The following is a 23084-nucleotide window of genomic DNA, read 5'->3' as shown; positions in this document are numbered from 1 at the left end:
TTGAGGCATGGCGTTAGCGGAGGAAACCCTCGTAGTTGCGCTGCTGCAACTGACTCTGGATCTGCTTCACGGTGTCGAGGCCCACACCCACCATGATCAGGATGCTGGAGCCGCCGAACGGGAAGCGCTGCTGGCTGACTGTGCTGCCGAGCACGGCGATCGCGATCATCGGGATCAACGCGACCAGACCCAGGTAGAGCGCACCAGCGGTGGTGATCCGGTTCAGCACGTAGTCGAGGTACTCCTCGGTCGGTCGACCGGCCCGGATGCCGGGGATGAATCCGCCGTACTTCTTCATGTTGTCGGCCAGCTCGGTCGGGTTGAACGTGATGGCCACGTAGAAGAACGCGAAGAAGACGATCAGCAGGAAGAACGCCAGCATGTAGATCGGCTTGTCGCCGCGGGTGAAGTTCCGCTGGATCCACACCGACCAGCCCGAGTTGCTGTTGCCGATCTGGGTGGCCAACGCGGGCAGGTAGAGCAGCGAGGACGCGAAGATCACCGGGATGATGCCGGCCTGGTTGACCTTCAGCGGGATGTAGGTGGAGGTGCCGCCGTACATGCGCCGGCCGATCATCCGTTTGGCGTACTGGACCGGGATACGGCGTTGCGCCTGCTCGACGAAGACGACCGCGGCGACCAGCACCAGACCGGCCGACATCACGGCCAGGAACACCGCCCAGCCGTCGACGACCTTGATCTGCCAGAGCGACTGTGGGAACGTCGCGGCGATCTGGGTGAAGATCAGCACCGACATTCCGTTGCCGACGCCGCGGTCGGTGACCAGCTCGCCGAGCCACATGATCACCGAGGTACCGGCCGTCATCACACAGACCATGGCCAGGATGCCGAAGACGTTGACCGAGTCGTGGATCAGCGGCTGGTCGCAGCCCCGCAGCAGCCGCCCGGGCTGGCGGGCGATCGCGATCAGCGCGGTCGACTGGAGGATCGCCAGACCGACGGTCAGGTAGCGGGTGTACTGCGTGAGCTTGGTGGTGCCGGACTGGCCTTCCTTCTTCAGCGTCTCCAGCCGCGGGATGACCACGACGAGCAGCTGAATGATGATGCTGGCCGTGATGTACGGCATGATCCCGAGCGCGAAGATCGACAGCTGGAGCAGCGCGCCGCCGGAGAACAGGTTGATCAGGCCGTAGATGCCGCCGCCGTTGAGCGCGGGCTGCAAACAAGCGTGGATCGCCTGGGTGTCGACACCGGGCGTCGGAAGCTGCGACCCCAGCCGGAATGCGGCCAGCACCATCAAGGTGAAAAGCAGCTTCTTGCGCAGATCAGGCGTCCGGAACGCCTGAACGAAGCCGGTGAGCACGGTTCCTCCTGCGCAGGGCGGGGGTAGTGAGCCGCCGTCGCCGGCCCTGGAACTGGTTGCTGTTCGCTCGAGAACCGGCGGTGCAGGAGAACCTGCCTCGCCCGCCCGCGGGGAGCCTTGCTGTCGTCCGGCGAGGCACCGCCGCAGTCGGCGCCGCCCTGCCTCGCGACTTGGACAATAACAGTTGGGCGGCCGGTGAAGCGTCCCCGGACCGCCGCGTCGGGGTGATCGTACGGGTGTTTCTCAAGCGTCGCCGGGCGTGGACCGGACCAGGTGCCCTAAGTCCGATTCACGCCCGGTGTCGGGAAGCGTATGGCAGTGCGGCGGTCAGGCGACCTCAGTCGCAGTACCGCCGGCGGCGACCAGCTTGGTGCGGGCCGATTCGGAGAAGGCGTTCACGTTGACCGTCAGGGCCACCGTGATCTCCCCGGAACCGAGGATCTTCACCGGCTGGTTCTTGCGGACGGCGCCCTTGGCGACCAGGTCGTCGATCGTGACCTCGCCGCCGCTCGGGTACAGCGCCGACAGCTTGTCCAGGTTGACGATCTGGTACTCGACCCGGAACGGGTTCGTGAAACCGCGGAGCTTGGGCAGCCGCATGTGCAGCGGCATCTGCCCGCCCTCGAAGCGGGCGGGCACCTGGTAGCGGGCCTTCGTGCCCTTGGTGCCACGACCGGCGGTCTTACCCTTCGAACCCTCGCCGCGGCCGACCCGCTCCTTGGCGCGGTGCGCGCCCGGAGCCGGACGCAGGTGGTGAACCTTCAACGTCATGGGACTACTCCGCCTCTTCGACGGTGACCAGATGAGCCACCGTCGCAATCATGCCGCGCACCTCGGGCTTGTCCTCGCGGACCACCTGGTGGTGGAGCCGCTTGAGGCCCAGGGTGCGCAGCGTCTCGCGCTGGTTCTGCTTGCCGCCGATGGCGGACCGGATCTGGGTGATGCGTAGCGAGGCCATCATCAAGCCCCTGTTCCGGCGGCGCGGGCGCGCAGCATGGCCGGCGGCGCGACGTCCTCCAGCGGCAGGCCCCGACGGGCCGCGACCGTCTCGGGCCGCTCCAGGCGACGCAGGGCGTCGACCGTGGCATGCACGATGTTGATCGAGTTGTCCGAGCCGAGCGACTTGGACAGCACGTCGTGGATGCCCGCGCATTCCAGGACGGCGCGAACCGCACCGCCCGCGATGACGCCGGTACCCGGGCTGGCCGGGCGCAGCATCACGACGCCGGCAGCCTTCTCACCCTGCACCGGGTGCGGGATCGTGCCCTGGATCCGGGGAACCTTGAAGAAGCTCTTCTTGGCCTCTTCGACACCCTTGGCGATAGCCGCGGGCACCTCCTTGGCCTTCCCGTAGCCGACGCCGACGGTGCCGTCACCGTCGCCGACGACGACCAGCGCGGTGAAGCTGAAGCGCCGACCGCCCTTCACGACCTTGGCCACGCGGTTGATGTCGACGACGCGCTCGACGAACGCGCTCTTCTCCGGCGCGTTGCCGCGCCGGTCGTCGCGACGGTCCCGTCGCTCGCCGCCGCCGCCACCGGGGCCGCCGCCGGGGCCGCCGCCACCGCGGCGCTGCTGTCCAGGCATCGTCAGATCCCTCGTCCCTGAGTTGCGTAATTCATCAGAAGTCCAGTCCCGATTCGCGGGCACCGTCGGCCAGGGCCGCGATGCGACCGTGGTAACGGTTGCCGCCGCGGTCGAAGACGACCGTGGTGACCCCGGCAGCCTTGGCGCGCGTGGCGACCAGTTCGCCCACGGCCTTGGCCTTGGCGCTCTTGTCGTCCGAGGACGAACGCACTGCGGCGTCCATCGTCGAGGCCGAGGCCAGGGTCAGGCCCGCCGTGTCGTCAACGACCTGGGCGACCATGTGCCGCGCGGACCGGGTGACCACCAGACGCGGCCGCGCCGGAGTGCCGACGACCTTCTTGCGGACGCGGATGTGGCGCCGCTTGCGGGCGACGACCTTGGCGCCGACGCCCTTGCCGATCTTGACGCTGACCGCCATGACTACTTGCCCGCCTTTCCGACCTTGCGTCGAATGACCTCGCCGGCGTAGCGGACGCCCTTGCCCTTGTACGGGTCAGGCTTGCGCAGCTTGCGGATGTTCGCCGCAATCTCGCCGACCTGCTGCTTGTCGATGCCGGACACCGAGAACTTCGTGGGCGTCTCGACCGCGAAAGCGATCCCGGACGGCGGGGTGACCAGCACCGGGTGGCTGAACCCGAGTGCGAACTCCAGGTCCGAACCCTTCGCCTGCACGCGGTAGCCGACACCCGATATCTCGAGCTTCTTCTCGTAGCCCGCGGTGACACCGATGACCATGTTGTTGACCAGGGTCCGGGTCAGCCCGTGCAGCGACCGTGACTCCCGCTCGTCGTTCGGCCGGATCACGGTGAGCACGTTGTCCTCGCCCCGTTCGAGGACGATGGGCGCGGCGATCGTGTGCTGAAGGGTGCCCTTCGGGCCCTTCACGGTGACGTCCGCACCGGCGATCGTCACCTCGACCCCCGACGGGATGGTGATCGGCATTCGGCCGATTCGCGACATCGTGCTCCCCTTACCAGACCGCACGGACGAGGACTTCCCCGCCCATGCCTTGTTTGTACGCAGACAACATCTCAGCCGCGCCTTACCAGACGTAGGCGAGGACTTCCCCGCCCATGCGCTGTTTTACTGCCTGACGATCCGTCAGCAGGCCTGAGGAGGTCGAGATGATCGCGACCCCCAGCCCACCGAGAACCTTCGGCATTCCCGTCGACTTCGCGTACACCCGCAGGCCCGGCTTGGAGATGCGGCGGATGCCCGCGATCGCGCGCTCCCGGCTCGGCCCGTACTTCAGCTCGAGGGTCAGGCGCTTGCCCGGGACGCCCTCAGGCTGGTCCACGTTCCAGCTCGCGATGTAACCCTGAGCGTTGAGGATCTCGGCGATGTTCCCCTTGATCTTGCTGTAGGGCATGGACACCGTGTCGTGGTACGCGGTGTTCGCGTTCCGCAGACGAGCGAGCATGTCCGCGATCGGGTCGGTCATCGTCATGAGGTCGTATCCGTCTTCTCGTCGTGGTTTCGCCGGGCGCAGCCCAGCGACCTTCGGCGTCGATGGGGTACTGGAATTACCAGCTGCTCTTGGTCACGCCGGGGAGCTCGCCACGGTGGGCCATCTCCCGCACGCACACCCGGCACAGGCCGAACTTGCGGTAGACGGCGTGCGGGCGGCCGCACCGGCGGCAGCGGGTGTAGCCGCGCACCGCGAACTTCGGCGTGCGCTTCGCCTTGGCGATCAGCGACTTCTTGGCCATCTCTACTTCCCCTCGGCAAACGGAAATCCGAGGTGCCGCAGCAGAGCCCGTCCCTCATCGTCGCTGGTGGCGGTGGTGACGACCGTGATGTCCATACCGCGGACCCGGTCGGCCTTGTCCTGGTCGATCTCGTGGAACATCGACTGCTCGTTGAGACCGAAGGTGTAGTTGCCCCGACCGTCGAACTGACGGGGGCTCAGCCCACGGAAGTCACGGATCCGGGGCAGCGCGACCGACAGCAGTCGGTCGAGGAACTCCCACATCCGGTCGCCGCGCAGGGTGACGTGCGCACCGATCGGCATGCCCTCACGCAGCTTGAACTGCGCGACGGACTTGCGGGCCTTGGTGACGACCGGCTTCTGGCCGGTGATCGCCTCCAGGTCGCGCACGGCGCCGTCGATCAGCTTCGAGTCGCGAGCAGCTTCGCCGACGCCCATGTTCACCACGACCTTGACCAGCCGCGGCACCTGCATGACGTTGACGTACTTGAACTCGGTGAGCAGCGTCGGGGAGATCTCGGCGCGGTACCGGTCCCGCAGCCGCGGCGCGACCTTCTCAGGAGCTTCAGCGGTCATCAGATGTCCTTACCGGAGCGCCGGGAGACCCGGACCTTCCGACCTTCCTCGTCGCGGCGGTAACCGACGCGAGTGGGCCGCTTGTCCTCGGGGTCGACCAGCATCACGTTGCTGATGTGGATCGGGGCTTCCTGGGTGACGATGCCGCCAGTCTTAGCGCCCCGCACCGAGGTACCCACCTTGGTGTGCTTCTTGATGCGGTTGACGCCCTCGACGAGGAGCTTCTCGATCTCCGGGTACGCCTGGATGACACGACCGCGGACCCCGCGGTCCTTGCCGGAGATCACCTGGACGGTGTCGCCCTTCTTGATCTTCATGGGTTAGAGCACCTCCGGTGCGAGCGAGATGATGCGCATGAAGCGCTTCTCGCGCAGCTCGCGGCCCACCGGGCCGAAGATGCGGGTACCGCGCGGGTCCCCGCCGTCCTTGATGATGACCGCGGCGTTCTCGTCGAACCGGATGTAGGAACCGTCAGCCCGACGGCGCTCCTTGATGGTGCGGACGATGACGGCCTTGACCACCTCGCCCTTCTTCACACCGCCGCCCGGGATGGCGTCCTTCACGGTGGCGACGATGATGTCGCCGATGCCCGCGTAGCGACGGCCGGAGCCACCGAGAACCCGGATGCAGAGGATCTCCTTCGCACCCGTGTTGTCCGCGACCCGCAGTCGCGATTCCTGCTGAATCACTTCCGGCTCCTGTTACTTCGCTCGCTCGAGGACCTCGACGACGCGCCACCGCTTTGTCGCCGAGAGGGGTCGGACCTCCATCAGCAGCACCCGGTCGCCGACGCCGCAGTCGTTGGCCTCGTCGTGTGCCTTGAGCTTGCTCGTACGACGGATGACCTTGCCGTACAGCGGGTGCTTGACCCGGTCCTCGACGGCGACGACCACGGTCTTCTGCATCTTGTCGCTCACCACCAGGCCCTCACGGACCTTACGGAAGCCACGACTGTCCGACTCGCTCATGCCACACCCTCAACGCTGGTGATGCCGAGCTCGCGCTCGCGCATCGTCGTGTAGATCCGCGCGATTTCCTTCTTGACCGCGTGCACCCGGCCGTGGCTCTCGAGCTGACCGGTAGCAGTCTGGAACCGGAGGTTGAACAACTCCTCCTTGTGCTCCCGCAGCTTCGTCATCAGCTCTTCGTCGTTCATGTCGCGCAGCGCCTGCGCAGCCTTGTTGCCTGCACTCGACATCAGACACCGTCCCGAGTCACGAAGCGGCACTTCATGGGGAGCTTGTGGATCGCGCGACGCATGGCCTCGCGGGCAATCGGCTCCGGCACGCCGGAAAGCTCGAACATGACCCGACCCGGCTTGATGTTCGCGATCCACCACTCCGGCGAACCCTTGCCGGAACCCATCCGGGTCTCGGCGGGCTTCTTGGTCAGCGGGCGGTCCGGGTAGATGTTGATCCAGACCTTGCCGCCACGCTTGATGTGGCGGGTCATCGCGATACGTGCCGACTCGATCTGACGGTTCGTCACGTACGCCGGCTCGAGGGCCTGGATGCCGAACTCACCGAAGCTGATCTCGGTACCGCCCTTGGCCGGGCCGTGCCGGTCCGGATGGTGCTGCTTACGGTGCTTGACTCGACGAGGGATCAGCATGGCTCAGCTCTCCCCTGCTGCGCCCTCGGGCGCGGTAGCGGGTGCCGCCTCGGCAGCCGCGGGAGCGGCGGCCTCGACGGCGGCGACGGGCTCGTCACGACGCTCGCCACGACGGGGGGGACGGCGATCCGGGCGACCGCCACCGCCACCACCGCCACCGCCACCGCGGCCGGCGGCAGCGGCAGCCGCGGCAGCACGCTGTTGCGCCTCGCGCTCGGCGCGCGTGCCGGTGACGTCGCCCTTGTAGATCCAGACCTTCACGCCGATGCGGCCGAAGGTGGTCCGGGCCTCGAAGAACCCGTAGTCGATGTCGGCGCGCAGCGTGTGCAGCGGCACTCGACCCTCGCGGTAGAACTCCGAGCGCGACATCTCCGCACCGCCGAGGCGGCCCGAGCACTGCACCCGGATCCCCTTGGCGCCCGCCTTGGTCGCGCTCTGCAGGGCCTTGCGCATCGCGCGGCGGAACGCCACGCGGCTGGCCAGCTGCTCGGCGACACCCTGGGCGACCAGCTGCGCGTCGACCTCGGGGTTCTTCACCTCGAGGATGTTCAGCTGCACCTGCTTGCTGGTCAGGTTCTCCAGGCGCGTGCGGATGCTGTCGGCCTCTGCGCCGCGTCGGCCGATCACGATGCCCGGACGCGCGGTGTGGATGTCGACGCGAACCCGGTCGCGGGTGCGCTCGATCTCGACCTTGGAGATGCCGGCCCGCTCCATGCCCTTCGTGAGCAGGCGGCGGATAGCCACATCCTCGGCCACGTAGTCGGCGTAGAGCTTGTCCGCGTACCAGCGGCTCTTGAACTCGCTGCTGATGCCGAGTCGGAACCCGTGCGGGTTGACCTTCTGTCCCACTATCGGGTCCTTCCCTTCGAACCGGCGCCGGCGGCAGTGGCTGCCGGCTGGGAGGTGACGACGATCGTCACGTGCGAGGTGCGCTTCCGGATGCGGTAGGCGCGGCCCTGGGCGCGCGGCCGGAACCGCTTCATCGTCGGGCCCTCGTCGACGAACGCCTCGCTGATTACCAGTGTGCGGGGGTCGAGCGAGAAGTTGTTCTGCGCGTTGGCGACGGCGCTGGCCAGCACCTTGCCCACCGGCTCGGCCGCGGCCTGCGGCGCGAACGCCAGCACAGCCTGCGCCTCCGCAGCCGGCAGCCCGCGGATCAGGTCGACGACCCGGCGGGTCTTCATCGGCGCGATACGCAGGTACCGGACGCGCGCCATGGCGCTGTTCGGTCTGGCCTCCATCGCACTGCTCCTTCTTGTTTCTTGGCCTTGCTCGCTCTATTGCTGAGTCAGTCCTGCGGTGCGCCGCACTAGCGCCGGCGCGCCTTGCGGTCGTCCTTCTCGTGGCCGCGGAAGGTACGAGTCGGCGCGAACTCGCCGAGCTTGTGACCAACCATCGACTCCGTGACGAACACCGGGATGTGCTTGCGGCCGTCGTGCACCGCGATCGTGTGCCCGAGCATCTCCGGGATGATCATCGAGCGACGCGACCAGGTCTTGATGACGGTCTTCGTGCCCTTGTCGTTCTGCACCTCGACCTTCTTGGCGAGGTGCCCGTCGACGAACGGGCCTTTCTTCAGACTGCGCGGCATTACTTCCGGCCCTTCCCGCTCTTACGACGGCGGACGATCATCTTGTCGCTGGGGCGGTTCGGGCGACGGGTACGTCCCTCCGACTGACCCCACGGGCTGACCGGGTGGCGACCACCGGAGGTCTTGCCCTCACCACCACCGTGCGGGTGGTCGACCGGGTTCATGACCACGCCACGGACAGTCGGGCGCTTGCCCTTCCACCGCATCCGGCCGGCCTTGCCCCAGTTGATGTTCGACTGCTCGGCGTTGCCGACCTCGCCGACGGTGGCGCGGCAGCGCACGTCGACGTTGCGGACCTCGCCGGAGGGCATACGCAGCTGAGCGAATGCGCCTTCCTTGGCGAGCAGCTGAACGCCGCATCCGGCCGAACGGGCGATCTTGGCCCCGCCGCCCGGCCGCAGCTCGATCGCGTGCACCACGGTGCCCAACGGGATGTTGCGCAGCGGCAGGTTGTTGCCCGGCTTGATGTCCGCGGACGGGCCGGTCTCGATCGTGTCGCCCTGCGCCAGCTTGTTGGGGCAGATGATGTAGCGCTTCTCCCCGTCCGCGTAATGCAGTAGCGCGATGCGCGCCGTGCGGTTCGGGTCGTACTCGATGTGCGCAACCTTCGCCGGCACGCCGTCCTTGTCGGCCCGCCGGAAGTCGATCACGCGGTACGCCCGCTTGTGGCCGCCGCCCTGGTGCCGGGTGGTGATGCGCCCGGCGGCGTTACGGCCACCCTTGCTGTGCAGCGGCCGGACCAGCGACTTCTCCGGAGTGTCGCGGGTGATCTCCACGAAGTCGGCGACCGAGGAGCCACGACGGCCCGGAGTCGTCGGCTTGTACTTACGGATACCCATTACGAAACCGGCCCTCCGCTGTGCTGGATCGCTTCGTTCGGGCCGGTCTCGCGACCGGTCCGAAGGAAGCAGCTCGTCATTTCTTTGACCGTCACGAGACCGGCCCTCCGAAGATGTCGATGCGGTCGCCTTCCTTGACGGTGACGATCGCCCGACGCGTGCTGTTGCGGACACCGATGCCGGCCCGAGTGCGCTTGCGCTTGCCCTGGCGGTTGATCGTGTTCACGCTGGTGACCTTGACCCCGAAGACCTTCTCGACCGAGATCTTGATCTGGGTCTTGTTGGCGTCCGGGTGCACCAGGAACGTGTACTTGTTCTCGTCGAGAAGGCCGTAGCTCTTCTCCGAGATCACCGGCGCGAGCAGGATGTCGCGGTGGTCGACATAGCGGGAGCTCATGCGTCCGCCCCTTCCGTTACGCGGGCGACTTTGGAGCCCGTTCCACCGGCCCGCTGGGCGTGTGCCAGGAAGGCAGCCAGCGAGCTGGTGGTGAAGACGATGTCGTCGTTGACGAGCACGTCGTAGGTGTTCAGCTGGTCCGGCGCGATCACGTGCACGCCCGGCACGTTGCGCACGCTCTTCCAACTGACCACGTCCTCGCGCGCCACGACCACCAGGGCCTTGCCCGCCTCGCCGACCCGGTTCAGGATGCCGATGGCATCACGGGTCGACGGGGTGTCCCCCGCGACCAGACCGGCCAGGACGTGAACCTTGCCGCCGCGGGCCCGATCGCTGAGGGCACCGCGCAGCGCGGCGGCCTTCATCTTCTTGGGCGTGCGCTGGGCGTAGTCGCGCGGCACCGGGCCGTGCACGACGCCACCGCCGGTGAACTGCGGCGCCCGGGTCGAGCCCTGCCGGGCACGGCCGGTGCCCTTCTGGCGGTACGGCTTCTTGCCACCGCCGCTGACCTCGCCGCGGTTCTTGGCCTTGTGCGTGCCCTGCCGCGCCGCCGCCTGCTGGGCCACCACGACCTGGTGGATCAGCGGGATGTTGACGGTGACGTCGAAGACGTCCGCCGGCAGCTCCGCGGTGCCCGCCTTGTTCCCGGCGGCGTCGATGACGTCGACGGTGCTTGCGCTTTGAGATGTCACCGCAGGTCACCCTTCTTCGGCGCGCCCTTGTTGCCGGCGCGGACGAGGACCAAGCCACCGGTCGGGCCGGGAATCGCGCCCTTGACCAGGATCAGGTTCGCCTCGGCGTCGACCTCGTGGACGGTGAGGTTCTGGGTGGTCACCCGAACCCCGCCCATGCGACCGGCCATCCGCACGCCCTTGAACACGCGGGCCGGGGTGGCGCAGGCGCCGATCGAACCCGGCGAGCGGTGCTTGCGCTGCGTGCCGTGCGAGGAGCCCAGGCCCTTGAAGCCGTGGCGCTTCATGACACCGGCCGTGCCCTTGCCCTTGCTGGTCCCGGTGACGTCGACGAGCGCCCCCACCGCGAACACGTCCGGACCGATCTCCTGGCCCAGGGTGTACTCACTGATGTCCTCGGTCCGGATCTCGACCAGGTGCCGACGCGGGGTGACCCCGGCCTTGCGGAAGTGCCCGGCCTTCGGCTTGTTCACCGATCGGGGGTCGATCTCCCCGAAGCCGATCTGCACAGCGGTGTAGCCGTCGGACTCGTTGCTGCGCAGTGCCGTGACCACACAGGGACCGGCCTTGACCACGGTCACGGGGACGACGCGGCCACGGGCGTCGAAGACCTGGGTCATGCCCAGCTTCTGGCCCAGGATCGCCTTGACAGACATCTGAATTCTCCCCGCGGCCTAGAGCTTGATCTCGATGTCGACGCCGGCCGGCAGGTCGAGTCGCATGAGCGAGTCGACCGTCTTCGGCGTCGGGTCGAGGATGTCGATCAGCCGCTTGTGCGTGCGCATCTCGAAGTGCTCCCGCGAGTCCTTGTACTTGTGCGGGGATCGGATCACGCAATACACGTTCTTCTCGGTCGGCAATGGCACCGGGCCGGCCACGTGCGCACCGGTGCGCGTCACCGTGTCGACGATCTTGCGCGCCGAACTGTCGATGACCTCGTGGTCATAGGCCTTGAGCCGAATGCGGATCTTCTGTCCCGCCATGGCAGGGTCGCCGTCCTTCTTCAGTGCTTGAACGACCCGCCGGGCGCGGGATCCGCGCCCGGCGAGCCGATTGACTACTTGATGATCTTGACGACCTTGCCGGCGCCCACGGTCCGGCCGCCCTCGCGGATGGCGAAGGTGAGGCCCTCCTCCATGGCGATCGGCTGGATGAGATTGACCTTCATCTCGGTGTTGTCACCGGGCATGACCATCTCGGTGCCCTCGGGCAACTCGACGACCCCGGTGACGTCCGTGGTGCGGAAGTAGAACTGCGGACGGTAGTTCTGGAAGAACGGCGTGTGCCGGCCACCCTCGTCCTTGCTCAGGATGTAGACCTGAGCGTCGAACACGGTGTGCGGGGTGTTCGTGCCCGGCTTGATGATGACCTGGCCGCGCTCGACGTCCTCGCGCTTGATACCGCGGAGCAGCAGACCGACGTTCTCGCCCGCGCGACCTTCGTCGAGCAGCTTACGGAACATCTCGACACCGGTGACCGTGGTGGACTGCTTGGTCTCCTTGATACCGATGATGTCGACCTGCTCGTTGACCTTGACGACGCCGCGCTCGATACGACCGGTCACGACGGTGCCGCGGCCGGTGATCGTGAAGACATCCTCGACCGGCATCAGGAACGGCTTGTCCATGTCGCGTTCCGGCTGCGGAATCGACTCGTCGACGGCCTTCATCAGGTCCATGATCGACTGGACCCACTTCGGGTCGCCCTCGAGCGCCTTCAGCGCCGAGACCGGCACGACCGGCAGGTTGTCGCCGTCGAACTCGTAGGTGCTCAGCAGCTCGCGGACCTCGAGCTCGACGAGCTCCATGATCTCGTCGTCGTCGACCATGTCCGACTTGTTCAGCGCGACCACAATCGCCGGCACACCGACCTGACGGGCCAGCAGCACGTGCTCCTTGGTCTGCGGCATCGGCCCGTCAGTGGCGGCGACCACGAGGATCGCGCCGTCCATCTGGGCGGCACCGGTGATCATGTTCTTGATGTAGTCGGCGTGGCCGGGACAGTCGACGTGCGCGTAGTGGCGCGCCTCAGTCTGGTACTCGACGTGCGCGATGGAGATCGTGATGCCACGAGCCTTCTCCTCGGGCGCCTTGTCGATCTCGTCGAACGGCGTGTACGGGTTCACATCCGGCATGGCGTCGTGCAGCACCTTGGTGATGGCCGCCGTCAACGTGGTCTTGCCGTGGTCGATGTGGCCGATCGTGCCGATGTTTACGTGCGGCTTGGTCCGCTCGAACTTGGCCTTCGCCACTTGAGTTCTCCTTCAGGACTCGAATCTTGCGTCGTACGACTTCGGGGATGAGTGCGGTGGTGATTGGGAGTCACTTACGACATCCCGTCGGTCATTCGCCGCGGGCCTTCTTCACGATCTCCTCCGCCACGTTGCGCGGAACCTCGGCATAGCTGTCGAACTGCATGCTGTAGTTCGCCCGGCCCTGGGTCTTGCTGCGCAAGTCGCCCACGTAACCGAACATCTCGGAGAGCGGGACCAGGGCCCGCACGACGCGCATCCCGAACTGCTCGTCCATGGCCTGGATGTGGCCACGGCGGCTGTTCAGGTCGCCGATGACGTCGCCCATGTAGTCCTCGGGGGTGCGCACCTCGACGGCCATCAACGGCTCGAGCAGGACCGGGTCGGCCTTGCGCGCGGCCTCCTTGAAGGCCATCGAGCCGGCGATCTTGAAGGCCATCTCGGAGGAGTCGACCTCGTGGTAGCCACCGTCGAGCAGGGTCACCTTGACGTCGACCATGGGGTAGCCGGCGAGAACACCGAACTCCATGGCCTCCTGGCAGCCGGCGTCGACCGAAGGAATGTATTCCCGCGGGATGCGACCACCCGAGACCTTGTTCGAGAACTCGTAGCCGCCGCCGTCGCCGCCGCCGGTCGGCTCCAGTGCGATCTGCACCTTCGCGAACTGGCCGGAACCACCGGTCTGCTTCTTGTGGGTGTAGTCGTAGCGCTCGACCGTCTTGCGGATGGTCTCGCGGTAGGCGACCTGCGGCTTGCCGACGTTGGCCTCGACCTTGAACTCACGTCGCATGCGGTCGACCAGCACCTCGAGGTGCAGTTCGCCCATGCCGGCGATGATCGTCTGGCCGGTGTCCTCGTCGGTCCGGACCACGAAGGTCGGGTCCTCCTCGGCCAGGCTCTGGATCGCCACGCCGAGCTTTTCCTGGTCGCTCTTGGTCTTGGGCTCGATCGCCACCGAGATGACCGGCGCCGGGAAGTTCATCGCCTCCAGGATCACCGGGGCCTCGGGCGCGCAGAGGGTGTCGCCCGTGGTGGTGTTCTTCAGACCCATTACGGCGACGATGTGACCCGCCGTGACCTGCGCGATCTCCTCACGCTTGTTCGCGTGCATCTGGTAGATCTTGCCGATCCGCTCCTTGTGGCCCTTGGTGCTGTTCAGCACCGAGGTGCCCGCGAGCAGCGTGCCGGAGTAGAGCCGGATGTACGTCAGCTTACCGAGGTGCTGGTCGCGCATGATCTTGAAGGCCAGCGCCGACACCGGAGCGTCGTCCTTGGGCTCGCGCTCGACGATCTCCTCGAGGTCCTTGACCGAGTGACCCTTGATCGCACCGACGTCCAGCGGCGAGGGCAGGAAGCGCACGACCGCGTCGAGCATGGGCTGAACGCCCTTGTTCTTGAATGCCGAGCCGCAGACGACCGGGACCAGGTTGAGCGCGATGGTCGCGCGTCGGATGCCGGCGAGGAGCTGCTCCTCGGTGGGCTCGGTGCCCTCGAGGTACTGCTCCATGATCTCGTCGTCGCCCTCGGCAAGGGTCTCGATGAGACGGTCGTGCCACTCGCGAGCCGCTTCGACGTGGGTGTCCGGGATCGCCAGGGTGTCGTACATCTCGCCCTTGGCCGTGTCGTCGGACCAGACCAGAGCCTTCATGGCGATCAGGTCGATGACGCCCTTGAAGTCCGACTCGGCGCCGATCGGCAGCTGCAGCACCAGGGGGGTCGCGTTCAGGCGGGTGACAAGCATGTCCACGCAGCGGTGGAACTCCGCACCCACGCGGTCCAGCTTGTTGATGAAGCAGATACGCGGAACGCCGTACCGGTCGGCCTGCCGCCAGACGGTCTCGGACTGCGGCTCGACACCGGCGACGCCGTCGAACACCGCGACCGCGCCGTCGAGCACGCGCAGCGACCGCTCCACCTCGACGGTGAAGTCGACGTGACCCGGGGTGTCGATGATGTTGATGGTGTGGCCGTCCCACTCGCAGGTGGTGGCGGCGGAGGTGATGGTGATCCCCCGCTCCTGCTCCTGCTCCATCCAGTCCATGACGGCAGCGCCCTCGTGGACCTCACCGATCTTGTACGTGATCCCGGTGTAGAAGAGGACCCGCTCGGTCGTCGTCGTCTTGCCTGCGTCGATGTGCGCCATGATCCCGATGTTCCGGACCTGCGCGAGATCGACGTTGGCGGTGCTGACGGCCATGACTACTGCTTCCCTCGCTTCGTTCTACGTCTTCGATTACCAGCGGTAGTGCGCGAAGGCCTTGTTGGACTCGGCCATCTTGTGGGTGTCCTCACGACGCTTCACGCTGGCGCCCAGGCCGTTGCTGGCGTCGAGGATCTCGTTCATCAGTCGGTCGGTCATGTTCTTCTCGCGGCGGTTGCGCGAGTAGCCGATCAGCCAGCGCAGCGCCAGCGTGGTGGCCCGGTTGGCCTTGACCTCGACCGGCACCTGGTAGGTCGCACCACCGACGCGGCGGCTCTTGACCTCCAGCGCGGGCTTGATGTTGTCCAGCGCCCGCTTGAGCGTGACGACCGGGTCGTTGCCGGTCTTCACACGGCAGCCCTCGAGCGCCTGGTACACGGTGCGCTCGGCGACGGACTTCTTGCCGTTCAGCAGGACCTTGTTCACCAGCTGGGAGACCAGCGGTGAGGAGTACACCGGGTCGACGATGATCGGCCGCTTCGGAGCCGGTCCCTTACGAGGCATAGGTCAGATCTCCTGACGGTTCAAGAGGGCCGCTTCGGAGCCGACAGCGCGTTTACGGGGCATTAGGACTTCTCCTTCTTCGCGCCGTAGCGGCTGCGGGCCTGCTTGCGGTTCTTGACGCCCTGGGTGTCCAGCGAACCGCGGATGATCTTGTAGCGAACGCCGGGGAGGTCCTTCACCCGGCCGCCACGCACGAGCACGATCGAGTGCTCCTGCAGGTTGTGGCCGACGCCCGGGATGTAGGCCGTCACCTCGATCTGGCTGGTCAGCCGCACACGGGCGACCTTGCGCAGCGCGGAGTTCGGCTTCTTGGGCGTGGTGGTGTACACGCGGGTGCACACGCCACGACGCTGAGGGCAACCCTTCAACGCCGGCGTCTTGGTCTTCGACACCTTGTCCTGCCGACCCTTTCGGACCAGCTGCTGGATCGTGGGCACCGCTTACCTCACTCCGTTCGAGATCTCAATCGGCTCGGGAACCCCGAGCGGCTCGTTCCTCGCTGCTCGCGTTCCGCTCGCCTCTATCGACTTACCGTCTTCGTACGACCGTGTTTCCTGTCTTTCACTCGTGCTCTTCGTTCGACCCCCGCGGTCGGGCGTGTCGCCGGGATTGCGACGCGCCGAAGCGAACCGATCCTGGGGAAACGGGGATCGCGCGAAGGACACGCGCGCATGTACCCGGGGCGGGCCCAGGCACGAGGAAGGACAGTACCAGCTTCCGCGGACTACTTCCAAAGCAGGTGCGCGCCGTCAGTGACGTAACGCGAGAAAGACTGCGATCAGCCCGATCACCGCGGCCGCGAACACGAACGAGGCCCACGAACAGGCGACCCCGAGCCGCACCAACGGGGCACCCACCAACGCCCCGCGCGACTCGACGATCTCGCGCCGAGCCCGTGGGGCCAACCGGATCGCGAAGATGCCCGGGATCGGGATGCACGAGACCAATGAGGCGACGCCCAGGATCAGGACCGCGAGCGCGCGCCCGGAGGCTTGCGGTGCAGCCCGACCAGCGGCATCGGTCACTGCCCCTTCTCGGCCGCGTACCGGGCGGTGGCGGCGGCCACCGCGTCCAGATTCGACTGGGCAAGTTCGGGCCGGGCGGCGCCGGCTCGGGCGGCGGCCTCGCGAGTGCTCCAGGCCTGGCCCTGGAACTCGGGCATGACATGCCGGGCGAACAACTCGAAGCTGTTGGCCTTCCGCCGCGGGCTGGCCCAGTCGTGGTTGAGCTGCAGATAGGCACCGAAGCCGCCGTTGGACTGCTTCCACAAGCGCTCGATCTGTTCCCCGGCCTGATCCACCGTCCCGATCACGCCGATGCCGGAGGTGTTGATGAACTCGATGTACTCACCGATCGAGGACCCGTCGCCCAGGTTCATCTGCGGGAACGCGGCCACCTTCTGGAAGTAGTGGAACCACTTCATGATTCCGTGCTCGACGTCCTTGTAGGCCTGATCCTTGGTCTCGGCCAGATGCATCAGGCCGACCAGTCGCCAGGCGTTGCGGTCGACGCTGGTGCCGTAGTGCGCCGCCCGCTCCTCCATCACGTCCCAGTGGTGGGCCAGTACGTCGAAGCCCGCCGCCATGGTCGCGCCGATCGACAGCAGCCCGAGGCCGTAACGGCCCGCCAGCCGCGGGCCCGCCGGGGAGGCCACCGCGGCGACGGCCACGTCCATGGCGCTGTACGGCCGAAGGTGCAGCCGGGCATCGCGCAGGATCCACCGGTCGTTCTCGAAATTCACCGGCTCGTCGCCGCGCAGCAGGCGCACGATGATGTCGGTGGCGTCGTCGAGCAACTCCCGGGTGCGCGGCATGTCCAGCCCGATCATGGCCGCGTCCGACGGCAGCGAGCCGGGGCCGAGACCCAACATGAACCGGCCGCGCAGCAGGTGGTCGAGCAGCACCGCGCGCTCGGCCACCCAGAGCGGGTGGTGGTAGGACGCGGAGATCACCCCGGTGCCGAGCTTGATGTGCCGGGTCCGGCCGGCCGCGGCGGCGATGAAGATCTCCGGCGAGGCGATGATCTCGCTGCCCGCGGAGTGGTGCTCACCGATCCAGGCCTCGTCGTAGCCGAGCCGGTCGAGGTGCGCGATGTGCTCGAGGTCGCCCTCCAGCAACAGGGTCGGGTTCTCCCCCGGCGGGTGGAACGGCGCCATGAAGATCCCGAATCGCATCCGCCGCTCGAGCATCGATCACGCCTTTCCGTTGGGGTCGACCAGGATCTTGGCCTGCTCCTCCGCCTTGCCCAGCACGTCGAACGCGCCGGGCACGTCGGCCAGGCCGACGGTGCTGGTGATCAGCGGCGTCGGGTCCACCTTGCCCTCGGCCATCAGGTGCAACGTGTCGTGGTACTCGCCGGGGTCGTACGCGAACACGAACTGCAGGCTGAGCTCCTTGGTCAGCGCCATGAGCGGGACGATTGCGTCGCGCTCCATGCAGACCCCGACCACGACGACCCGGGTGTACAGCGGCGCCGAGTTGACGATGTGGTCGATGACGCCTGGCAGGCCGACGCACTCGAACACCACCGGCCCGCGCGGAGACTTCCCGGCCGCCTCCGCCGCCCGCAGCACCTTGTGCCAGGGCAGGAACGGCACCGCGCGGAGCTTCTCGATCGTCTTGACCCCGAATTCGGCCAGGGCGGCAGCGCTGGTGTAGTACTTGCTGTCCGCGAATGAGGTCCAGGGCGAATCGACACCGGGGTCAACCACGATCCGCGCACCGCACCGGGTGGCCAGCGCGCGCCGGGCGGCCGAGTAGTCGCTGGCGATGATGGAGCGCACCCCGCGGGCCCGCAGCATGAGGATCGTGGCCAGGCCGATGGGGCCGCAGCCAATCACCACCGCGGTCTCGCCCTTGCCGACGCCGCTCTTGCGCACCGCGTGATGGGCGACGGCCATCGGCTCGGTCAACGCCGCCGTCTGCGCGGAGAAGCCGTTGGGAATCAGGAAGGTCATCGACTCCTGGACCACGATCCGCTCGGCGTACGCGCCCGGCGCGGTGGCGGACAGGCCGACGAAGTCGGACGCGCCCTCGCGCAGGATCATCGGTACGGCGACCACCGCCGCACCCTCCGGGAGGCGCCGGCGGGTCTTCGGACCGTATTCGCGCACCTGACCGCTGAACTCGTGGCCCATGACCACCGGCTGGGCGAGGCGCATCATGCCGGTCATGCCGACCCGCTGCGCGGCGTCGGCCATGAGGTCGGCGTGGAAGCGGGCGTGCAGGTCCGATCCGCAGATGCCGGCGCGGACGACGTCGAGAACGAGGTGCCCCTTCGCGGGCACCGGCTCGGGAACGTCCTCCACCCGCAGCGTCGAGTTCTGGCACACGACAGCTCTCATGATCGGACCCTATTGCTGCGGCCCGAGATAGGACACCGTTCTCCCATGAGGACTGTGGCGCGCGGTGAGTGCACGTTCCAGACATGGGAATCCGGCCCGGCGGACGGCGAACTGGTGCTGCTGCTGCACGGCTTCCCCCAGCACGCGGACAGTTGGGACAAGGTGGTGCTGTTGCTGAATGAAGCGGGCTACCGCACGGTGACGATGAACCAACGCGGCTACACCCCAGGCGCCCAACCCCCGCGCCGTCGCGACTACTTGATCCCCGAACTCGCCGCGGACGCCGCTGCGGTCATCGACACCTACGGCGGCCGAGCCCACGTCGTCGGCCACGACTGGGGCGCGATCGTCGCGTGGACCCTGGCCACGGACCACCCCGACGAGGTCGCCACCGTGACCCCGGTGTCGGTCCCCCACCCGCGGGCGTTCCTCGCCTCGATGGGGACGTCACGGCAGGCGCTGTCCTCCTGGTACATCCTGTTCTTCCAGCTCCCGTGGCTGCCCGAGCGGGCCCTGCGCTCCCGGTGGAACTGGTTCATGACCCGCTACACCGGGCAGTCCCAGGAGGCCTCGGACCGCGACCTCGCGTCGTTCCCCGAGCCGGGGGCGCTGACCGGGCCGCTCAACTGGTACCGGGCGCTTCCCCTGCTCAACCTGTGGAAGCGCTCGGGCGCGCGCGTGGCCCAGCCGACCCTTTTCGTGTGGAGCGACCAGGACGTCGCGCTCAAGCGGAAGGGTGCGGAGACCACCGAGCGCTACGTGGACGGCCCCTACACGTTCGAGATCCTGCCCGGCATCAGCCACTGGATCCCGGAGGCAGCACCCGGTCCGTTCGTCGACCTGCTGGTCGCGCACCTGAAGCGGCACCCGCTGTAGACGCCGAAGGCGGCCGCCCCCGTCGGGGACGACCGCCTCCGGGCGATCAGAGACTTGACCTCACTTGCCGTAACCACCGAAGTCGTAGTCCTCCAGACGGACGGCCTCGCCGGAGCCCGTGCCGAACCCGGCGTAGTCGGACTCGTCGTAGACGCCCATCGAGTACATCGCCGAACGCGCGTCCTCGGTCGGCTCGACCCGGATGTTGCGGTAGCGGGGCATGCCCGTACCGGCCGGGATCAGCTTTCCGATGATCACGTTCTCCTTCAGGCCCAGCAGCGGGTCGGACTTGGCGTGGATCGCCGCGTCCGTGAGCACCCGGGTCGTCTCCTGGAAGGAGGCCGCAGACAGCCACGACTCGGTGGCCAGCGAGGCCTTGGTGATGCCCATGAGGACCGGACGGCCGGAGGCCGGCTGCCCGCCCTCGGCGACCACGCGCCGGTTCTCCTCCTCGAAGCGGGAGCGCTCCACCAGCTCACCGGGCAGCAGCTCGGCATCGCCGGACTCGATCACGGTCACCCGGCGCAGCATCTGCCGGATGATGATCTCGATGTGCTTGTCGTGGATCGACACACCCTGGGAGCGGTAGACCTCCTGGACCTCCTCGACCAGGTGCTCCTGGACCGAACGCTGGCCCTGGATACGCAGCACCTCGTGCGGGTTCTTCGCGCCGACGACCAGCTTCTGGCCGACCGAGACGTGCTCGCCCTCGCCGACCAGCAGTCGCGAGCGCTTGGAGACCGGGTAGGCGCGCTCCTCGGTGCCGTCGTCGGGGATGACGACGACCTTGCGCGTCTTGTCGGTGTCCTCGATCTTGATCCGGCCGTCGACCTCGCTGATCGGGGCCACACCCTTGGGCTGGCGGGCCTCGAACAGCTCGACGACACGGGGCAGACCGTGCGTGATGTCCTCACCGGCCACACCACCGGTGTGGAAGGTACGCATGGTCAGCTGGGTACCCGGCTCACCGATCGACTGCGCGGCGATGATGCCGATGGCCTCGCCGATGTCGACCAGCTTGCCCGCTGCCAGCGACCGGCCGTAGCACATCGCGCAGGTGCCGACCTTGGACTGGCAGGTCAGCACGGACCGCACCCGGACCTCGGTGACGCCGACCGAGATCAGCGAGTCGAGCAGGATGTTGGTCACGTCGGTGCCCGCTGGGGCGACCGTCCGCCCGCCCGCGACGACGTCCTCGGAGAGGTTGCGGGACACCACGTTGGTGTCCACGTGCTCGAGCTTGCGCACGACGCCGTCGGCGCCGGCGGCCGCGATCGCAGCCATCAGGCCGCGCTCGGTACCGCAGTCCTCCTCGCGGATGATCACGTCCTGGCTGACGTCGACCAGCCGCCGGGTCAGGTAACCCGAGTCGGCTGTCCGCAGCGCGGTGTCGGCCAGCCCCTTCCGGGCACCGTGGGTGGAGATGAAGAACTCCAGCACCGACAGGCCCTCACGGAAGTTGGACTTGATCGGCCGCGGGATGATCTCGCCCTTCGGGTTGGCCACCAGCCCACGCATACCGGCGATCTGCCGGACCTGCATCATGTTTCCGCGGGCGCCGGACTCGATCATCATGTTGATCGGGTTGTTCTTGGTGAAGTTCTTCTCCATGGCCGCGGCCACCACGGCAGTCGCCCGGGTCCAGACCTCGATGAGCTCCTGACGGCGCTCGTCGTCGGTGATCAGACCGCGCTCGTACTGCTTCTGGATCTTCTCAGCCTCGCCCTCGAACTTCTCCATGATCGCGGGCTTGTCCGGCGGCGTGACGACGTCGCCGATCGAGACCGTGACACCGGAGCGGGTGGCCCAGTGGAAACCGGCCGCCTTCAGCGCGTCCAGCGTCGCGGCGACCTGGACCTTCGGGTACCGCTCCGCCAGATCATTGATGATCGCGGAGAGCTGCTTCTTGCCGACCTCGGTGTCGACGAACGGGTAGTCCACCGGCAGGGCCTCGTTGAACAGGGCCCGGCCCAGCGAGGTCTCCAGGATGATCGAGTCGCCCGGCGTGTAACCCTCCGGCGCGACCCAGCCACGCGGCGGGACCAGCTCCTTGAACCGGATCTTCACCCGCGACTGCAGGCCCAGCTCGCCGGTGTCGAAGGCCATGATCGCCTCCGAGACCGACCCGAAGACCCGGCCCTGGCCCGGCAGGTCGCCACGATCGCCGGTCAGGAAGTACAGCCCGATGATCATGTCCTGGGTGGGCATGGTGACCGGCTTGCCGTCGGACGGCTTGAGGATGTTGTTCGAGGAGAGCATCAGGATCCGGGCCTCGGCCTGCGCCTCGGCCGACAGCGGCAGGTGCACCGCCATCTGGTCGCCGTCGAAGTCGGCGTTGAACGCCGAGCAGACGAGCGGGTGGATCTGGATGGCCTTGCCCTCGATCAGCTGCGGCTCGAAGGCCTGGATGCCGAGGCGGTGCAGGGTCGGTGCGCGGTTCAGCAGCACCGGGTGCTCGGCGATGACCTCCTCGAGGACGTCCCACACCACCGGGCGGGCACGCTCGACCATGCGCTTGGCGCTCTTGATGTTCTGCGCGTGGTTCAGGTCGACCAGCCGCTTCATCACGAACGGCTTGAACAGCTCCAGCGCCATCTGCTTCGGCAGGCCGCACTGATGCAGCCGCAGCTGCGGACCGACGACGATGACCGAACGGCCGGAGTAGTCGACGCGCTTGCCGAGCAGGTTCTGGCGGAACCGGCCCTGCTTGCCCTTGAGCATGTCCGAGAGCGACTTCAGCGGCCGGTTGCCCGGACCGGTGACCGGACGACCACGGCGACCGTTGTCGAACAACGCGTCGACGGCTTCCTGGAGCATCCGCTTCTCGTTGTTGACGATGATCTCGGGCGCACCGAGGTCGAGCAGTCGCTTCAACCGGTTGTTGCGGTTGATGACGCGGCGGTAGAGGTCGTTGAGGTCGCTCGTCGCGAACCGGCCACCGTCGAGCTGCACCATCGGGCGCAGGTCCGGCGGGATGACCGGCACGCAGTCGAGCACCATGCCCATCGGCGAGTTGCGGGTGTTGAGGAACGCGGACACGACCTTGAGCCGCTTGAGGGCGCGGGCCTTCTTCTGGCCCTTGCCGGTGCGGATGATCTCACGCAGGTCGCTGGCCTCCGCGTCCAGATCGAACGTGGCGAGCCGGTCCTGGATGGCCTGGGCACCCATGCCGCCGCGGAAGTACCGGCCGAACCGGTCCCGCATCTCGCGGTACAGGAGCTCGTCGCCCTCCAGGTCCTGGACCTTGAGGCCCTTGAACCTCGACCAGACCTCGTCGATCCGGTCGATCTCCTTGGCGGAGCGGTCGCGGATCTGCTTCATCTCGCGGTCGGCCGACTCGCGCACCTTGCGGCGCGCGTCGCCCTTGGCGCCCTGCGCCTCAAGCTCGGCCAGGTCAGCCTCGAGCTTCTTCTGCCGGGTCTCGACGTCGTTGTCCCGGCGCTGCTCAAGCTGGGTCCGCTCGACCGTGATCCGCGCCTCGAGGCTCGGCAGGTCACGCTGCCTGGCCTCGTCGTCCACGTAGGTGATCATGTAGGCCGCGAAGTAGATGACCTTCTCCAGGTCCTTCGGCGCCAGGTCGAGCAG

The 23084-nt window shown here is 67.5% G+C and carries 31 protein-coding genes; 1 reads left to right on the top strand and 30 read right to left on the bottom strand.

Annotated features, from left to right (window positions below; translation table 11 throughout):
* Nucleotides 1–13: 13 nt before the first annotated feature.
* The 29 genes from secY to VHU88_04820 form a co-directional block, all read right to left on the bottom strand.
* Nucleotides 14–1324, bottom strand: a complete 1311-nt coding sequence (secY, locus tag VHU88_04960) for a preprotein translocase subunit SecY (GenBank protein HEX3611016.1) — start codon at nucleotides 1322–1324, stop codon at nucleotides 14–16.
* A 327-nt stretch (nucleotides 1325–1651) separates the two neighbouring features.
* Nucleotides 1652–2089 (bottom strand): 50S ribosomal protein L15, encoded by a 438-nt coding sequence (rplO, locus tag VHU88_04955; GenBank protein HEX3611015.1) that lies wholly within the window; start codon nucleotides 2087–2089, stop codon nucleotides 1652–1654.
* A 10-nt stretch (nucleotides 2090–2099) separates the two neighbouring features.
* Entirely contained in the window at nucleotides 2100–2282 is a 183-nt protein-coding gene (gene rpmD / locus VHU88_04950) for a 50S ribosomal protein L30 (GenBank protein HEX3611014.1), read from the bottom strand.
* A gap of 2 nt (nucleotides 2283–2284) precedes the next feature.
* Complete coding sequence (rpsE, locus tag VHU88_04945; protein ID HEX3611013.1) at nucleotides 2285–2911, bottom strand: 30S ribosomal protein S5; 627 nt, start codon at nucleotides 2909–2911, stop codon at nucleotides 2285–2287.
* Between the two features lie 34 nt (nucleotides 2912–2945).
* Complete coding sequence (gene rplR, locus VHU88_04940) at nucleotides 2946–3329, bottom strand: 50S ribosomal protein L18 (protein ID HEX3611012.1); 384 nt, start codon at nucleotides 3327–3329, stop codon at nucleotides 2946–2948.
* 2 nt (nucleotides 3330–3331) lie between these two features.
* Entirely contained in the window at nucleotides 3332–3871 is a 540-nt protein-coding gene (rplF, locus tag VHU88_04935; GenBank protein HEX3611011.1) for a 50S ribosomal protein L6, read from the bottom strand.
* 82 nt (nucleotides 3872–3953) lie between these two features.
* Entirely contained in the window at nucleotides 3954–4358 is a 405-nt protein-coding gene (rpsH, locus tag VHU88_04930) for a 30S ribosomal protein S8 (GenBank protein ID HEX3611010.1), read from the bottom strand.
* 76 nt (nucleotides 4359–4434) lie between these two features.
* Nucleotides 4435–4620 carry a type Z 30S ribosomal protein S14 gene (locus tag VHU88_04925; protein ID HEX3611009.1) on the bottom strand — a complete coding sequence of 62 codons (186 nt, stop codon included), beginning with the start codon at nucleotides 4618–4620 and terminating at the stop codon, nucleotides 4435–4437.
* A 2-nt stretch (nucleotides 4621–4622) separates the two neighbouring features.
* Nucleotides 4623–5195 carry a 50S ribosomal protein L5 gene (rplE, locus tag VHU88_04920; GenBank protein HEX3611008.1) on the bottom strand — a complete coding sequence of 191 codons (573 nt, stop codon included), beginning with the start codon at nucleotides 5193–5195 and terminating at the stop codon, nucleotides 4623–4625.
* A complete protein-coding gene (gene rplX, locus VHU88_04915) occupies nucleotides 5195–5512 on the bottom strand; it encodes a 50S ribosomal protein L24 (protein ID HEX3611007.1) in 318 nt (105 codons plus the stop codon). Before rplX ends, rplE begins: the two co-directional genes overlap by 1 nt.
* Nucleotides 5513–5515: 3 nt before the next feature.
* Entirely contained in the window at nucleotides 5516–5884 is a 369-nt protein-coding gene (gene rplN, locus VHU88_04910; GenBank protein HEX3611006.1) for a 50S ribosomal protein L14, read from the bottom strand.
* A gap of 12 nt (nucleotides 5885–5896) precedes the next feature.
* Nucleotides 5897–6163 (bottom strand): 30S ribosomal protein S17, encoded by a 267-nt coding sequence (rpsQ, locus tag VHU88_04905; protein HEX3611005.1) that lies wholly within the window; start codon nucleotides 6161–6163, stop codon nucleotides 5897–5899.
* Complete coding sequence (gene rpmC / locus VHU88_04900; GenBank protein ID HEX3611004.1) at nucleotides 6160–6393, bottom strand: 50S ribosomal protein L29; 234 nt, start codon at nucleotides 6391–6393, stop codon at nucleotides 6160–6162. Before rpmC ends, rpsQ begins: the two co-directional genes overlap by 4 nt.
* Nucleotides 6393–6806: a 50S ribosomal protein L16 gene (gene rplP, locus VHU88_04895; GenBank protein ID HEX3611003.1), complete on the bottom strand. Its 414-nt coding sequence runs from the start codon at nucleotides 6804–6806 to the stop codon at nucleotides 6393–6395. The genes rpmC and rplP overlap by 1 nt, the downstream gene beginning before the upstream one ends.
* Nucleotides 6807–6809: 3 nt before the next feature.
* Nucleotides 6810–7655, bottom strand: coding sequence for a 30S ribosomal protein S3 (rpsC, locus tag VHU88_04890; GenBank protein ID HEX3611002.1), 846 nt, complete (start codon nucleotides 7653–7655; stop codon nucleotides 6810–6812).
* Nucleotides 7655–8047, bottom strand: coding sequence for a 50S ribosomal protein L22 (gene rplV / locus VHU88_04885; protein HEX3611001.1), 393 nt, complete (start codon nucleotides 8045–8047; stop codon nucleotides 7655–7657). Before rplV ends, rpsC begins: the two co-directional genes overlap by 1 nt.
* A 68-nt stretch (nucleotides 8048–8115) precedes the next feature.
* Nucleotides 8116–8397: a 30S ribosomal protein S19 gene (rpsS, locus tag VHU88_04880; protein ID HEX3611000.1), complete on the bottom strand. Its 282-nt coding sequence runs from the start codon at nucleotides 8395–8397 to the stop codon at nucleotides 8116–8118.
* Nucleotides 8397–9236, bottom strand: coding sequence for a 50S ribosomal protein L2 (rplB, locus tag VHU88_04875; protein ID HEX3610999.1), 840 nt, complete (start codon nucleotides 9234–9236; stop codon nucleotides 8397–8399). The genes rpsS and rplB overlap by 1 nt, the downstream gene beginning before the upstream one ends.
* A 91-nt stretch (nucleotides 9237–9327) precedes the next feature.
* Complete coding sequence (rplW, locus tag VHU88_04870; protein HEX3610998.1) at nucleotides 9328–9633, bottom strand: 50S ribosomal protein L23; 306 nt, start codon at nucleotides 9631–9633, stop codon at nucleotides 9328–9330.
* A complete protein-coding gene (gene rplD / locus VHU88_04865) occupies nucleotides 9630–10325 on the bottom strand; it encodes a 50S ribosomal protein L4 (GenBank protein HEX3610997.1) in 696 nt (231 codons plus the stop codon). Before rplD ends, rplW begins: the two co-directional genes overlap by 4 nt.
* The gene (rplC, locus tag VHU88_04860; GenBank protein ID HEX3610996.1) at nucleotides 10322–10987 is read right to left on the bottom strand and encodes a 50S ribosomal protein L3; all 666 of its coding nucleotides are present in this window, start codon (nucleotides 10985–10987) and stop codon (nucleotides 10322–10324) included. Before rplC ends, rplD begins: the two co-directional genes overlap by 4 nt.
* A 12-nt stretch (nucleotides 10988–10999) precedes the next feature.
* Complete coding sequence (rpsJ, locus tag VHU88_04855; protein HEX3610995.1) at nucleotides 11000–11308, bottom strand: 30S ribosomal protein S10; 309 nt, start codon at nucleotides 11306–11308, stop codon at nucleotides 11000–11002.
* 74 nt (nucleotides 11309–11382) lie between these two features.
* On the bottom strand, nucleotides 11383–12576 hold the full coding sequence (gene tuf / locus VHU88_04850; protein HEX3610994.1) for an elongation factor Tu: 1194 nt from the start codon (nucleotides 12574–12576) through the stop codon (nucleotides 11383–11385).
* A gap of 91 nt (nucleotides 12577–12667) precedes the next feature.
* A complete protein-coding gene (fusA, locus tag VHU88_04845) occupies nucleotides 12668–14773 on the bottom strand; it encodes an elongation factor G (GenBank protein ID HEX3610993.1) in 2106 nt (701 codons plus the stop codon).
* 36 nt (nucleotides 14774–14809) lie between these two features.
* Complete coding sequence (gene rpsG, locus VHU88_04840) at nucleotides 14810–15280, bottom strand: 30S ribosomal protein S7 (GenBank protein ID HEX3610992.1); 471 nt, start codon at nucleotides 15278–15280, stop codon at nucleotides 14810–14812.
* A 62-nt stretch (nucleotides 15281–15342) separates the two neighbouring features.
* Nucleotides 15343–15717 (bottom strand): 30S ribosomal protein S12, encoded by a 375-nt coding sequence (rpsL, locus tag VHU88_04835; GenBank protein HEX3610991.1) that lies wholly within the window; start codon nucleotides 15715–15717, stop codon nucleotides 15343–15345.
* A gap of 312 nt (nucleotides 15718–16029) precedes the next feature.
* On the bottom strand, nucleotides 16030–16305 hold the full coding sequence (locus VHU88_04830) for a hypothetical protein (protein HEX3610990.1): 276 nt from the start codon (nucleotides 16303–16305) through the stop codon (nucleotides 16030–16032).
* Nucleotides 16302–17468, bottom strand: a complete 1167-nt coding sequence (locus tag VHU88_04825) for an LLM class flavin-dependent oxidoreductase (protein HEX3610989.1) — start codon at nucleotides 17466–17468, stop codon at nucleotides 16302–16304. Before VHU88_04825 ends, VHU88_04830 begins: the two co-directional genes overlap by 4 nt.
* 3 nt (nucleotides 17469–17471) lie before the next feature.
* A complete protein-coding gene (locus tag VHU88_04820) occupies nucleotides 17472–18623 on the bottom strand; it encodes a zinc-binding dehydrogenase (protein ID HEX3610988.1) in 1152 nt (383 codons plus the stop codon).
* 45 nt (nucleotides 18624–18668) lie between these two features.
* On the opposite strand from VHU88_04820, the gene VHU88_04815 reads away from it, so the two are divergent.
* On the top strand, nucleotides 18669–19499 hold the full coding sequence (locus VHU88_04815) for an alpha/beta fold hydrolase (protein HEX3610987.1): 831 nt from the start codon (nucleotides 18669–18671) through the stop codon (nucleotides 19497–19499).
* Between the two features lie 60 nt (nucleotides 19500–19559).
* Here VHU88_04815 and VHU88_04810 read toward each other — a convergent pair.
* Nucleotides 19560–23084 (bottom strand): DNA-directed RNA polymerase subunit beta' (locus tag VHU88_04810; protein ID HEX3610986.1); only part of this gene is annotated, 3525 nt, incomplete at its 5' end.

This window comes from Sporichthyaceae bacterium (assembly GCA_036269075.1).
Classification (GTDB): Bacteria; Actinomycetota; Actinomycetes; order Sporichthyales; family Sporichthyaceae; genus DASQPJ01.
Note: the sequence above shows the minus strand (reverse complement) of the source record. Positions and strands in the feature narration are given on the sequence as shown.